The 13,150-nt window shown below is 70.9% G+C and carries 10 protein-coding genes; 7 read left to right on the top strand and 3 right to left on the bottom strand.

Going from position 1 to position 13,150, the window contains the following annotated elements; genetic code table 11:
• The first annotated feature begins 17 nt into the window (after window positions 1–17).
• Window positions 18–2,858 carry an FAD-binding and (Fe-S)-binding domain-containing protein gene (locus tag CGQ25_RS16615; protein WP_208710930.1) on the top strand — a complete coding sequence of 947 codons (2,841 nt, stop codon included), beginning with the start codon at window positions 18–20 and terminating at the stop codon, window positions 2,856–2,858.
• 65 nt (window positions 2,859–2,923) lie between these two features.
• Here CGQ25_RS16615 and CGQ25_RS16610 read toward each other — a convergent pair whose 3' ends face one another.
• On the bottom strand, window positions 2,924–3,802 hold the full coding sequence (locus CGQ25_RS16610) for a DUF2382 domain-containing protein (protein WP_208710929.1): 879 nt from the start codon (window positions 3,800–3,802) through the stop codon (window positions 2,924–2,926).
• 598 nt (window positions 3,803–4,400) lie between these two features.
• Here CGQ25_RS16610 and CGQ25_RS16605 point away from each other — a divergent pair.
• Both CGQ25_RS16605 and CGQ25_RS16600 read left to right on the top strand, forming a co-directional pair.
• Complete coding sequence (locus CGQ25_RS16605) at window positions 4,401–5,339, top strand: patatin-like phospholipase family protein (protein ID WP_255405394.1); 939 nt, start codon at window positions 4,401–4,403, stop codon at window positions 5,337–5,339.
• Window positions 5,340–5,496: 157 nt separating this feature from the next.
• Window positions 5,497–7,563, top strand: coding sequence for a S8 family serine peptidase (locus CGQ25_RS16600; protein WP_208710928.1), 2,067 nt, complete (start codon window positions 5,497–5,499; stop codon window positions 7,561–7,563).
• On the opposite strand, the gene CGQ25_RS16595 is transcribed toward CGQ25_RS16600, so the two are convergent.
• Window positions 7,542–7,910, bottom strand: a complete 369-nt coding sequence (locus CGQ25_RS16595) for a DUF1622 domain-containing protein (protein ID WP_208710927.1) — start codon at window positions 7,908–7,910, stop codon at window positions 7,542–7,544. The two genes, CGQ25_RS16600 and CGQ25_RS16595, sit on opposite strands and share 22 nt — an antisense overlap.
• Before the next feature lie 169 nt (window positions 7,911–8,079).
• Window positions 8,080–8,940 carry a catechol 1,2-dioxygenase gene (catA, locus tag CGQ25_RS16590; protein ID WP_369802249.1) on the bottom strand — a complete coding sequence of 287 codons (861 nt, stop codon included), beginning with the start codon at window positions 8,938–8,940 and terminating at the stop codon, window positions 8,080–8,082.
• A gap of 275 nt (window positions 8,941–9,215) precedes the next feature.
• Between catA and benA the strand changes: the two genes are divergently transcribed.
• Genes benA through CGQ25_RS16570 form a run of 4 tightly spaced genes read left to right on the top strand, consistent with a single transcriptional unit; the run spans window position 9,216 to window position 13,105 of the window.
• Complete coding sequence (gene benA / locus CGQ25_RS16585; protein ID WP_208710925.1) at window positions 9,216–10,646, top strand: benzoate 1,2-dioxygenase large subunit; 1,431 nt, start codon at window positions 9,216–9,218, stop codon at window positions 10,644–10,646.
• Window positions 10,647–10,690: 44 nt separating this feature from the next.
• On the top strand, window positions 10,691–11,209 hold the full coding sequence (gene benB, locus CGQ25_RS16580; RefSeq protein ID WP_304442224.1) for a benzoate 1,2-dioxygenase small subunit: 519 nt from the start codon (window positions 10,691–10,693) through the stop codon (window positions 11,207–11,209).
• 10 nt (window positions 11,210–11,219) lie between these two features.
• Window positions 11,220–12,281 (top strand): benzoate 1,2-dioxygenase electron transfer component BenC, encoded by a 1,062-nt coding sequence (gene benC / locus CGQ25_RS16575; RefSeq protein WP_208710924.1) that lies wholly within the window; start codon window positions 11,220–11,222, stop codon window positions 12,279–12,281.
• Window positions 12,278–13,105: a 1,6-dihydroxycyclohexa-2,4-diene-1-carboxylate dehydrogenase gene (locus CGQ25_RS16570; protein ID WP_208710923.1), complete on the top strand. Its 828-nt coding sequence runs from the start codon at window positions 12,278–12,280 to the stop codon at window positions 13,103–13,105. Before benC ends, CGQ25_RS16570 begins: the two co-directional genes overlap by 4 nt.
• Window positions 13,106–13,150 lie beyond the last annotated feature (45 nt).

The raw sequence follows: 13,150 nt of genomic DNA, 5'->3' as shown, positions 1-13,150 counted from the left end.
CGGGGTAGCAAGGAGGCATGACGCTGACTCCCGTGCGCGCAGGGGCGAAGGTGGTGCAGTCGCTCGTGGACGAGCTGCGCCGGGCCATCGAGGGCGACGTCGACGACTCCTCGCTCGCCCGGGCGCTCTACTCCTCCGACGCCGCGAACTACCGGGTGGTGCCGGGCGCCGTCGTCCTCCCGCGCTCGCGGGAGGACGTGCTCACGGCAGTGGCCGCCGCGCGCGAGCACGGCGTCCCCGTCACGGCCCGCGGCGCGGGGACCTCGATGGCGGGCAACGCCGTCGGCCCCGGCCTCGTGCTCGACTTCTCGCGCTACCTCAACCGCATCGTCTCCATCGACCCCGGCGCGCGGACCGCGGTGGTGCAGCCCGGCGTCGTGCTCAAGGACCTCCAGGCCGCCTGCGCGCCGCACGGGCTGCGGTTCGGCCCGGATCCCGCGAGCGGATCCCGGTGCACGCTCGGCGGCATGATCGGCAACAACGCCTGCGGCGCACACGCGATGTCCTACGGCCGGACCGCGGACAACGTGCTCTCCCTGACCTGGCTCACCGGCACCGGCGAGGTGGTCACCGCCTCCTCCGGGCCCGGCGCCATCGACGCCGTTCCCGGGCTCCGCGGCCTCGCCGACGCGCACCTGGCGCTGCTCCGCACGGAGTTCGGCCGATTCAGCCGGCAGGTCTCGGGATACGCCCTCGAGCACCTCCTCCCCGAGAACGGCCGCAATGTCGCCGCCGCGCTCGTCGGCACGGAGGGCACGTGCGGGGTGCTCCTCGAGGCCACCCTCCGGCTCGTCCCGCGCGCCGAATCGCCCGCGCTCGCCGTGCTCGGCTACCCCGACCTCGCTTCCGCCGCCGACGACGTCCCCCGCCTCCTGCCCTTCCACCCCCTCGCACTCGAGGGCCTCGAGACGCGCCTGCTCGACGCGGTCCGTCGCTCCAAGGGCCCGGACGCGGTGCCCGGGCTGCCCGAGGGCGGCTGCCTCCTCCTCGCCGAGGTCCCCGGGGACTCGCCCGACGACGCCCTCGACGCTGCCCGCCGCCTCGCGGATGCGGCAGCCACCGACGAGACCCAGGTGCTCCCGGGCGGCCCCGAGTCCGCCCGGCTGTGGCGCATCCGCGAGGACGGCGCGGGGCTCGCGGGCCGGACCGAGAAGGACGACCAGGCGTGGCCCGGCTGGGAGGACTCGGCCGTCCCGCCGGAGCGGCTCGGCGACTATCTCCGCGACCTCAGGGCGCTCATGGACAGCGAGGGCCTCACCGGCATGGCGTACGGGCACCTCGGCGACGGGTGCGTGCACCTCCGCATCGACTTCCCGCTCGAGCGCGACGGTGCGCTCATGCGCCGGTTCCTCGGGCACGCTGCCGAGCTGGTCGCCGCGCACGGCGGATCCCTCTCCGGCGAGCACGGCGACGGCCGCGCACGGTCCGAGCTGCTGCCCTCGATGTACAGCGCCCAGGCCCTCGCCGCGATGGCGGAGTTCAAGGCCCTCTTCGACCCGGAGGACTTCCTCAACCCGGGGATCGTGGTCCGGCCGGCGCGCCTCGACGCGCACCTCCGCCGCCCGCGCGCGGCCGAGCTCACGGTCACCGACGGCTTCGCCTTCGCGGACGACGGCGGCAGCGTCACCAAGGCGGTCCACCGGTGCGTGGGCGTGGGGAAGTGCCGCGCGGACCCGAGGGGCGAGGGCGGCTTCATGTGCCCGTCCTTCATCGCCACGAGAGAGGAGAAGGACTCGACGCGGGGGCGGGCGCGGGCGCTCCAGGAGATGCTCAACGGGGGCGTGGTCCGGCTGGGGTGGCGGTCGCCCGAGGTGCACGCCGCCCTCGACCTGTGCCTGAGCTGCAAGGCCTGCGCGACGGACTGCCCGACAGGGATCGACATGGCGGCCTACAAGTCCCAGACCCTGTTCGAGGCCTACCGCGGCCGGATCCGCCCGCGCAGCCACTACACCCTGGGCCGGCTGCCGCAGTGGCTCCGCGTCGCGGCGCCCTTCGCACTGCTCCTCAATGCCGCCGCGCGGGTCGCGCCGCTGCGGCGGGCCGCGCTCGCGCTCATGGGGGCGGACCGCCGCCGCTCGCTCCCGCGGCTGCCCGCGGCGCCCTTCCGCTGGGACCCGGCCGCGCGGCGTCGTGCGCCCTCCCCCGCGGGGGCGCCGCGCGTGCTGCTGTGGGTGGACTCGTTCTCCGACGCGCTCGACCCGGCAGTCCCGCGCGACGCTCTCGAGGTGCTGCGGGCCGCGGGGTGCGACGTCGAGGTCGCCGGCGCCGGGGCGTGCTGCGGGCTCACGTACATCTCGACCGGGCAGCTCACCGCAGCGAAGGCGCGCCTGAGGCGGACCCTCGACGTGCTCGTGCCGCACGTGAGGGGCGGACGGACGGTGGTCGGGCTCGAGCCGAGCTGCACCGCGACCCTGCGCTCCGACCTCACGGAGCTCCTCCCGGACGATCCCCGCGCCGCCGAGCTCGCGGGGGCCGTCAAGACCGTCGCCGAGTTCCTGACCGGCATCGGGTGGGACCCGCCGCACGTGGGGGAGAGGCTGCTCGTCCAGCCGCACTGCCACCACTACTCGGTGATGGGCTACGGCGCCGACCGCGCGCTCCTCGAGGCCATGGGATGCGACGCGGAGGTCTCGGCCGGGTGCTGCGGCCTCGCGGGGAACTTCGGCATGGAAGCGGGGCACTACGAGGTGTCCGAGCGGATCGCCCGGGGCGGGATCCTCGCGAAGGCCGCGGACGCGCCGGACCGGGCCATCCTCGCCGACGGCTTCTCGTGCCGCACCCAGGTCCGCGACCTCGCCGGCCTGGAGAGCAGCCACCTCGTGCAGGTCCTCGCCCAGGCGCTGCGGGCGCGGGCCTGAGCACGCACGACGGCGGGTGGGCGACGCTGCTGCGCCGCCCACCCGCCGTCGTCCGTGCGTTGCCGCTAGCGGTCGCGCCGGCGCAGGCCCTCACCTTCGACACCCTCGGTGTCGATGTGCTCCTTCGCGACGTCCTCGCTCACGGTCTCCTTGTCGGTGACGGTCTCTGTGCCGAGCTTGACGCGCTCCACAGGGACAGTCTCCTTGTCGACCACGGGCCGCTCCTCGTGGAGGGTGACCTCGTGCTCCTCCTCGGAGAGGTTCGGGCCGTCCATCGCGGCGCCGCGGTTCTCGTCCGTGATGGGCTCGCGCTCCACGCGGACCTCTTCGCGCTGGACCGGGACCGTCTTGGTGACGTTCTCGGTCGTCACGTACTTGCGCAGGCGGGCACGGCCCGTCTCCTGCCGCTCGGTGCCGACATTGAGCCGCTCCTCCGAGCGGGTCATGGCGTCGTCGGTCGTCGGGCCGGAGGTGTCGCGACCCTCGGTGCCGGTGACCTCGTCAGCGCGGCGCGTGCCGGTGCCCTCGTCGTAGCCCGGCTCCACGCCGCCGGCTGCCCGCGCGTCGGTGCGCCCGTCGCCGCGGAGGCCGTCGCCGCCAATGCCCTCGCCGGTGCCGTAGGACGGCGCGGTGCGGCCGTAGTGGGTGTAGAGCCGGTCCTCCTCGGTGCGCTCGAGGTGCCCGTCGGGATCGACCCGGGGGGCGTCCTTCACCTGGTCCTTGGTGTAGGGCACCACGATGTCCTCGCCGCGCACGCTCGCGTCGTGCAGGGGGACAAAGGACTCGTGCGTGCCGAAGAGCCCGGTCTTGACCGTGACCCAGTTCGGGCTGTTGGTGTCGTCATCGAGGTAGAGGTCCCCGATCCGTCCGATCTTCTCGCCGTCCTGGCCGATGACGTCCCCGTTGCCGGGCGTAATGGTGTCGAACTGTTCGCGTGTGACCATCGTGATTTTCTCCTTTGGTCTGCTGGATCGTGCCATACCTTCTCCGGTACCCCCGTGTCTTGAGGGAAGTGGCTGTTCTCGCGCCAGCCGCGCCGACCGTGATCATCGGCAGCCGCTGTCCGGCGCGCGAATGACTCACCAGTACCCAAGGCTTCCCCGGCCAAAACATGGCCGCCGAGGTCACCCCGTGTGCCGCCGAGGTCATCCCGTGTGGGCGCGAGGTCATCCCGTGTGCCGCCGAGGTCATCCCGTGTGCCGCCGAGGTCACGCCGTTCAGACGAGGCACGGGGTGACGTCGCGTTCACAGGGGGTGATCTCGTGCCCACAGGGGGTGACGTCGCGTTCACAGGGGGTGATCTCGCGCCCACACGGGGTGACTTCGGGCTCACAGGGGGTGACCTCGGCGGAGTGGGGGCGGGGAGCATTGTGCGGCCGTATGGTGCCGTGCTACGTTTCGGGCGATCGTGACGCATCGGCAGGAGGTGAGACCCATGAACGCAGTATCCGCAGTGGGTGCTCCCCCGCAGTCCACGATCGCGCGATTGAGCTAGTCGCCACCGGGAGCGCCCGAGAGGCACGTTCGCGAAAGGCGACTCCCATGAACACAGCACCTTTGAACACAGCACCGTCTTCACCTCGTCACGCCCCCGATGCCCCAGCCGAGAGGGCCCTGGTCCTCGGCGGCGGCGGGTCGACGGGCAACGCCTGGCTGATCGGCGTCATCGCCGGCCTGTCCGAGGCCGGACTCGACGTCACCGACGCCGACCTGATCGTCGGAACCTCCGCGGGCTCAACCGCGGCCGCCCAGATCATCGGCGCCAGCCCCGCCGAGCTCTACGCCGCCGTCCTCGCCGCCCCCGAGCACGCAAGGCCCGCAACGCCGCAGCCTGAGGGCGGGCGCGCCGCGACCGGGAGGGTGGCCGGCCAGCTCGAGAGGACCGCGGAGATCATCGCCGCCGCCCAGGATCCCGAGGACATGCGCCGCAGGATGGGCGTGTTCGCGCTCAAGAGGGACGCAGGAATGGACGGCACGGCACACGCCCGGTGGCGCGCCGTCGTCGCCGGCCGCCTCCCGAGCCAGGGCTGGCCGGACCGGCGGCTGCTGATCACCGCCGTCGACGCCGTGACGGGGGAGCCCGCCGTGTTCGACCGCGACGCCGGAGTCGAGCTGGTGGACGCCGTCGCCGCAAGCTGCTCGAGCGGCTTCGCCTACGCCGTCGGCACCAGCCGCTACATCGACGGCGGATACCGACGGAACGAGAACGCCGATCTGGCAGCCGGATACCGGCGTGTGCTGGTGCTGTCGCCGTTCGGGGGCAGGACGCGGCATCCAATGGAGTGGCGCATGCAGCTCGCGGCACAGGTCGACGAGCTCCGTGCCGGCGGCAGCAGGGTCGAGACCGTCTTCCCGGACAGCAGCGCCGAGCACCTGTTCGGGGCCAACGCCATGGACCACACCCTGCGCCCGATGGCCGCGCGTGCCGGCCACAGCCAAGGCACGGCCCTGGCCGGCCGGCTCGCGGCGTTCTGGCGCTGACCTCGGGGAAGCCCCGCGCCGCGGAACGCAACCCCGTGGTCCGGTGTTGGCAACTCTTCGGTTCCTGTCACGCCGTCACGGACCCTTGAACCTTCGTGACAGGACGCGCAATCTTGCCGTGTCCAGCGAGTGAGGCATCTGACGAACGGAGCCAGCGATGACGCAGATCACGATCAATGGCGTGTCCCTCGACCCGGCCGCCGAGGCGGCGGCCCCCGCGGCGCACGCGCGCGAGGTGACCGATGCGGCGTCGTCGGACTACATCCTCGTCCAGACGGCCGAACCGCTCACCGAGGACCAGCGCGCCCAGCTCGAGGCGACCGGCGCCGTCGTGCACGAGTACGTCCCCGACGACACGTACCTGTGCGGCTTCGAGCCCAAGGACCTCGGGCCGGTGCGGGCGCTCCCGTTCGTCACGTGGGCAGGCGTCTACCTGCGCGGCTTCAAGGTCAATCCCGCGCTCCGCGACGAGCCGCCCGCCGTGGCACGCGAGATCGTGCCGCGGGAGGTCGGACCGCGGCCCTCGCGCAAGCCGCGGACGGTCGACGTCGTGCTGCACGACGACGTCGACCCCGCCTCGGCGGGGGTGCTCGAGCAGATCGCGGCCGCGGCCAAACTGGACCCGAGCTCGCTCGAGCCTGGGCGGCACAAGGTCCGCATCACGGTCGAGCAGGGCGTGCTCGACCGCATCGCCGCCGTGGACAAGGTGCGGCACATCGAGGAGGTCCCGCAGCGCCAGCTGTTCAACAACCACTCGCGGGTGATCCTGCACGCCGACGTGCTCGTCAATGGGACCGAGTACAAGGGCGACGGCGAGGTCGTGGCGGTCGCGGACACCGGCTTCGACAAGGGCTCGACGACGGACGTCCACCCGGCGTTCACGGGGCGGGTCGAGAAGCTGTACGCGCTCGGCCGGCCGAACCCGGCCAACGCGGACGACCCGCACGGCCACGGGACCCACGTGGCCGGCTCCGTCCTCGGGGACGGCACCTCCGCCACGATGGGCGGCGCGATCCAGGGGACGGCGCCGGCCGCGAGGCTCGTCCTGCAGTCGACGCTGGACTCCGCAGGGCAGCTCGGCGGCCTCCCTGCGGACCTCCACGACCTGTTCCGGCCGCCCTATGACACCGACGGCGCCCGGGTGCACACCAACTCGTGGGGCTCGACGACGCCGGGACTACCGTACGATTCGAGCTCCCAGGAGATCGACGACTTCGTCTGGACCCACCAGGACATGGTCATCACGTTCGCCGCCGGCAACGACGGAGCCGACAAGGACCGGGACGGACTCGTGGACGGCGGCTCGATCGGGTCCCAGTCCGCGGCGAAGAACTGCATCACGGTCGGGGCGAGCGAGGGGGACCGGCCGGCGTTCGCCCCCACCTACGGCCAGTACTGGCCGGCGGACTTCCCCAGCAACCCCGTGCGCAGCGACCGGCAGGCCAACCGCACCGACGGCATGGTCGCCTTCAGCAGCCGGGGCCCGACCAAGGAGCAGCGCATCAAGCCCGACGTCGTCGCCCCCGGGACCTGCATCCTCTCCACGCTGTCGCGGCAGGTCGCGTCGCCATCGACCGACTTCGGGACCTCCACGGACCCGCTGTGGTTCTTCGACAGCGGCACCAGCATGGCCACGCCGCTCGTGGCGGGGTGCGTTGCCGTCCTCCGGGAGACGCTCGTGAAGAACGGCACGGCGACGCCCAGCGCCGCCCTGGTGAAGGCACTGCTCATCAACGGCGCGGTCGAGCTCGCCGGGCAGTATGTCCCCACCGAGGCGGGCGCCTCGCCCAACGGCAGCTCCGGCTGGGGCAGGGTGGACCTCGCCGGGTCCGTCATCATCCCGGGCCCGAGCTCGGACGGCGGCTTCGGCGAGGGCGGCCCGCTCAAGCAGGGCGAGGAGGAGAGCTTCACGGTCGACATCCCGGGAAAGGGCGACGCCGGCGCCTCGCCTGCCGCTGCCGGTTCGGCGACGTTCAAGGTCACCCTCGTCTGGTCCGACCCGCCCGGGGCGGCCCTCCAGAACGACCTCGACCTCATCGTGCGGGCTGCGGACGGCACGGAGCGGCACGGCAACATGGGCACCTCCGACGGCTTCGACCGCCGCAACAACGTCGAGCAGGTGCTCTGGCAGAACATGCCGCCGGGGAAGGCCACGGTGGTGGTCCGCGCGTTCCGCATCACGCGGTTCCCGCAGCCGTACGCCTACGCCTGGCGGATCGGCTGAGGGGCGCTGGGTGTCTCCTTCTGCCACGGCCAGCGGCCGGTGATCTCCAGCTCGAGGGAGAAGCTCAGGAACGTCCGGATGAGGACGATCACGGCGAGCACCGCAACGCTCTGGAGGGTCGGGGTCACGGCCACCGTGCGGATGATGTCCGCCGCGACCAGGAGCTCGAGCCCGAGGAGGATCGACCTGCCCAGCAGCTGCCGGTAGGAGCGGTACACGCTCTTGCCGGCCGGACCTGGCTTCCGGAGGGCCAGGGGAATCGACACCAGCGCCCCGATGACCATCACGGTCACCCCGGCGACGTCCACGTATTGGCCAATTGCCTCGATCACTGCCCGGTAGTCCACGCGCGTCTCCTCGTCGCCGTCGTCCGCTGGGACGTTGCCCGGGGCACGCAGGGCTGAAACGCCGCACTCGGCGGCGGGACGCCGGGGGTGCGGGGGCGCGCAGGAGGGCCTCACCCTGAACGGGTGAGGCCCTCCTGCAGCACGGTGGCTGGTCGGATCAGGCCGCGATTCAGCCCTCGGCGGGGTCGAGGACGAAGTCGTACACCATCTCCTCGCCCTTGCCGTCCGCAGCGGGCTTCGGGTCGAGGATGAGCTCGGGCTTGACGGCCGAGGCGATGTCGTCGTCGTTGTGGGCGTCGCCCGGGAAGTAGAGCTGCGCGGTGATGAGCTCGTGGCCCGGAGCCGAGACCTTGACGTGGATGTGCGCCGGGCGCCACGCGTGCCAGCCGGCGGCGGCGATCAGCTTGCCGCAGGCGCCGTCGGTCGGGATCTGGTACGGGGCCGGGCGCATCGTCTGGATCTCGAAGTTGCCGTTCTCGTCGGCGAGGACGGTGCCGCGGAGGTTCCACTCGGGCAGGCCCGGGGCGTACTGCGAGTAGAAGCCCGCGGCGTCGGCGTGCCAGATCTCCACCTTGCCGGGGAGGCCGTTGCCGTCGAGGTCGCGGATCTGGCCCTTCCAGGTCAGCTCGGTGCCGGGCTCGTCGTCGCGGCGCGGCAGGCGGGCCGGGGTCTTCTGGGCGGGGGAGTCCGGCACGTAGTACGGGCCCTCGATGGTGCCCTTGGAGCCCTTGCGGTTCTCCGTCGCGACCTCCTCAACGACGTGCTCGACCCACACGTCGAGGAAGAGCGGCCACTCGCCGTCCTCGCCGACGCTGATCAGCCAGTCCTTGAGGGCGTTGTACTCGGCGTACGTGACCTTGTGCTTGCGGATGGTGGCGTAGACGGCCTCGAGCACCTCGCGGGCAAGCAGCGAGACGCGTTCCTTCGGAACGTCGAGGGCGGCGCGCTTGCCGCTGGACTTGAAGCGCTCGGTGGCCTTGTTGCCGGACTCGGCAGCCTTGGCGTCGAATTCCGTGGTGGTCTGGCTCATGGTCATCCTCCTCGATGATGGGCCGGGTGGGGGCTGGCTGATCAGCCGTCGGCGTGATGGGCGGCACAGTCGGTCGCGTTGCCCTTCACGCTAGGCCTCGGTATTGCGTGCGCACAAATACCTAGTTACATCTCATTGATATTCAGTGCGTTTGAAAAGCACCCTTGGCCGACCCTAGGCAAAAGCCCAGTGTGATCGGCCTCACGGCTTGACAGGATCTTTCACAGCCCGCGACGACGACGTCGTGGAAAGCCACAGGCAAAGGGAGACAACCAATGACGGAAACCCTGGACCACGTCCGCGCCCAGCTCTCCGACGCACTGATCGAAGACGCGTCGACCGGGACCTACCGAGCCAAGCGCAGCATCTTCACCGATGAGGAGCTGTTCGAGCTCGAGATGAAGTACATCTTCGAGGGCAACTGGGTCTACCTGGCCCACGAGAGCCAGATCCCCAACGTCGGGGACTACTTCACCACCTACATCGGCCGCCAGCCGATCGTCATCTCGCGCGGCAAGGACGAGCAGCTCCACGCCCACATCAACGCCTGCAGCCACCGCGGTGCGATGCTCTGCCGCCGCAAGACGGACAACCGCACCACCTTCACCTGCCCATTCCACGGCTGGACCTTCTCGAACAACGGCAAGCTGCTCAAGGTCAAGGACCCGAAGGGCGCCGGCTACCCCGAGCAGTTCAACAAGGAGGGCTCGCACGACCTCACGAAGGTGGCCCGCTTCGAGAGCTACCGGGGCTTCCTGTTCGGCAGCATCAACCCCGACGTCAAGCCGCTGACGGAGCACCTCGGGGAGTCCACCAAGATCATCGACATGATCGTGGACCAGTCGCCCGAGGGCCTCGAGGTGCTCCGCGGCTCCTCGACCTACACGTACGACGGCAACTGGAAGGTCCAGGCCGAGAACGGCGCCGACGGCTACCACGTCTCGGCGACCCACTGGAACTACGCCGCCACCACCGCCCGCCGCGGCACCGGCGAGTCGGCCAACGAGACCAAGGCCATGGACGCCGGCACGTGGGGCAAGCAGGGCGGCGGCTACTACTCGTTCGAGCACGGCCACCTCCTGCTGTGGATGTGGTGGGGCAACCCGCAGGACCGCCCCAACTTCGACATGAAGGACGAGTGGACCGAGAAGTTCGGCGCCGAGCGCGCGGAGTTCATGATCGGCGCCTCCCGCAACCTGTGCCTCTACCCGAACGTCTACCTCATGGACCAGTTCAGCTCGCAGATCCGCCACTTCCGGCCGATCTCCGTGGACAAGACCGAGGTCACGATCTACTGCATCGCCCCCAAGGGCGAGTCCGCCGAGGCCCGCGCCAACCGCATCCGCCAGTACGAGGACTTCTTCAATGCCACCGGCATGGCCACCCCGGACGACCTCGAGGAGTTCCGCTCCTGCCAGAAGACGTACCTCGCCTCCGCCGCCCCGTGGAACGACATGAGCCGCGGCCAGACCCACCAGATCACGGGTCCGGACGAGACTGCCAAGGGCCTGGGCCTCAACCCGATCTCGAGCGGGGTCAAGACCGAGGACGAGGGCCTGTACCCGATCCAGCACGGCTACTGGCGCGAGGCGATGCGCGCAGCGGTCGCTTCCGAGGAGCGACTCGAGGGTGCCGCGCCCGACGGTGCCGCACACCCGGACGGGCACCTGCAGTCCGCGTGTTCGCACCACGCCGAGTCCAACTGATCCAGGCACGGATCCTTCGCCAGTTCCTTCAAGGAGAGAATCCCATGACCCTCATGACCACCATCGTGCCCGGGACCATCGGGCTCGAGGACGTGCGCCAATTCCTCTACCGCGAGGCCCGCTTCCTTGATGACCGCGAGTTCGACCGCTGGGTGGACTGCTACCACCCCGAAGCCGAGTTCTGGATGCCGGCCTGGGCCGACGACCACAGCCTCACCGAGGACCCCCAGCGCGAGATCTCGCTCATCTACTACCCCAACCGAGGTGGCCTCGAGGACCGCGTCTTCCGCATCAAGACGGAGCGCTCGGGTGCGACGAGCCTGCCCGACCCGCGCACGGGCCACAACATCACCAACGTCGAGATCGTGGCCCAGAACGGCGACGTCGTGGACGTCCGTTTCAACTGGTTCACCCTCTACTACCGCTACAACACGGTCGACACGTACTTCGGCGACTCCTTCTACACGATCGACTTCTCCGGCACGCAGCCGGTGATCACCAAGAAGAAGGTCGTCCTCAAGAACGACTACATCCACCATGTGGTGGACATCTACCACATCTGAGGAGATTCCTATGACCACCGCGACCGGACACAAGGTTGCCCTCGCCTTCGAAGACGGCGTCACGCAGTTCATCACCGTTCCCCCGGGGCAGACCGTCGCCGATGCGTCCTACCGGGCCCGGATCAACATCCCTCTGGACTGCCGCGACGGCGCGTGCGGGACCTGCAAGGCCTTCTGTGAGTCGGGCACGTATGACGGCGGCGACTACATCGATGAGGCGCTGACCGAGGAGGAGGCCGACGCAGGCTTCTGCCTGCCGTGCCAGATGCAGCCCGAGAGCGACCTCGTGCTTCGGATCTCGGGCACGGCGGACATGGCGAAGAGCAGCATCGGCCAGTTCACGGCCACACTCGAGAAGCTGCACTGGTACGCCGACAACACGGCCGGCCTCACGCTCGCCGTCGACGACCGCGAGAAGCTGCACTACCTGCCGGGCCAGTACATGAACGTCAAGGTGCCCGGCACGGACGAGGAGCGCAGCTACTCGTTCTCGAGCGGCCCCGGCGCGGAGAAGCTCACCTTCCTGGTCCGCACCGCGCCCGACGGCGTCATGACCACGTACCTCAAGGAGCGCGCCGCAGAGGGAGACCGCCTCGTGCTCGAGGGGCCGATCGGCAGCTTCTTCCTGCGCGATGTCAAGCGCCCGGTCCTCATGCTGGCCGGCGGCACCGGGATCGCCCCGCAGCTGGCGATGCTCGAGAAGCTCTCGGCCTCGGGCGAGGCGCCCGCGTTCCCGATCCATCTCGCGTACGGCGCCACGTGGGACAAGGACCTCGTCGAGGTCGAGGCCCTCGAGCGCTATGCCGCCTCGATCGAGGGGTTCACGTTCGACACGATCGTGGCCGACGCCGAGTCCGAGCACCCCAAGAAGGGCTACGTCACGCAGCACCTCCTGGCAGAGCACCTCAACGACGGCGACGTGGACGTCTACCTGTGCGGTCCGCCGGCGATGGTGGACGCTGTTCGGAAGTACTTCGCGGCCGAGGGCATCACGCCGACGAACTTCTACTACGAGCGGTTCGCCGTCGGTGTGCCTCACGAGCACGCCGTGCACCCCGGGCAGGCCGCATGAGCCCGGCGCAGGCCGAGACCGAGACAGCACAGCGCCCGGCGACGTTCGCCGCCCGCTTCGCGGGCAAGGCTGTGATCGTCACCGGCGCCGCCCAGGGGATCGGCCGCGCCGTCGCCGAGCGCATCGCGGCGGAGGGCGGCGAGGTGGTCCTCGCCGACCGGGCCGAGCTCGTGCACGAGGTCGCCAGCGCGCTCCGCGAGGCCGGCGGCAAGGCGCACAGCGTTACCGCAGATCTCGAGACGTACGACGGCGCCCTGGCCGCCACCGACGGCGCGCTCGCCGCGGCGGGGCGCATCGACGTCGTCGTGAACAACGTGGGCGGGACCATCTGGGCCAAGCCGTACGAGCACTACACGCCCGAGGAGATCGAGAAGGAGGTGCGCCGCTCCCTGTTCCCGACGCTGTGGATGTGCCGGGCCGCGCTGCCGCACCTCATCGCCCAGCAGTCCGGGACGATCGTGAACGTCTCCTCGGTCGCGACCCGCGGCGTCAACCGCGTCCCGTACGCTGCGTCGAAGGGCGGCGTCCGCGCCATCACCACCGCGCTCGCGCTCGAGGCCGCCCCGCACGGCGTGCGCGTCGTCGCGACCGCGCCCGGCGGGACCGAGGCGCCGCCGCGCGCCGTCCAGCGCGGGCCGCTCCCCGCCACCGAGCAGGAGAAGGCCTGGTACCAGCAGATCGTGGACCAGACCGTGGAGTCCTCGCTCCTGAAGCGCTACGGCACCCTCGACGAGCAGGCCGCCGCGATCTGCTTCCTCGCCTCGGACGAGGCGTCCTACATCACGGGCACCATCCTGCCTGTGGCCGGAGGCGACCTCGGCTGAGGCTCCTCCCCCCTCGCGTTGCCGCCCCCGGGCCTGCCAGGCCCG

The organism is Sinomonas sp. R1AF57, assembly GCF_002224485.1.
Lineage (GTDB): Bacteria > Actinomycetota > Actinomycetes > Actinomycetales > Micrococcaceae > Sinomonas > Sinomonas flava.
This window is presented reverse-complemented; position numbering and strand designations above follow the sequence as displayed.

Bases quoted from the DNA above. Each gene is read 5' to 3' on its own strand.
- CGQ25_RS16615 (WP_208710930.1), top strand. From the start codon at position 18: ATGACGCTGACTCCCGTGCGCGCAGGGGCGAAGGTGGTGCAGTCGCTC.
- CGQ25_RS16610 (WP_208710929.1), bottom strand. From the start codon at position 3,802: ATGGTCACACGCGAACAGTTCGACACCATTACGCCCGGCAACGGGGAC.
- CGQ25_RS16605 (WP_255405394.1), top strand. From the start codon at position 4,401: ATGAACACAGCACCTTTGAACACAGCACCGTCTTCACCTCGTCACGCC.
- CGQ25_RS16600 (WP_208710928.1), top strand. From the start codon at position 5,497: ATGACGCAGATCACGATCAATGGCGTGTCCCTCGACCCGGCCGCCGAG.
- catA (WP_369802249.1), bottom strand. From the start codon at position 8,940: ATGAGCCAGACCACCACGGAATTCGACGCCAAGGCTGCCGAGTCCGGC.
- benA (WP_208710925.1), top strand. From the start codon at position 9,216: ATGACGGAAACCCTGGACCACGTCCGCGCCCAGCTCTCCGACGCACTG.
- benB (WP_304442224.1), top strand. From the start codon at position 10,691: ATGACCCTCATGACCACCATCGTGCCCGGGACCATCGGGCTCGAGGAC.
- benC (WP_208710924.1), top strand. From the start codon at position 11,220: ATGACCACCGCGACCGGACACAAGGTTGCCCTCGCCTTCGAAGACGGC.
- CGQ25_RS16570 (WP_208710923.1), top strand. From the start codon at position 12,278: ATGAGCCCGGCGCAGGCCGAGACCGAGACAGCACAGCGCCCGGCGACG.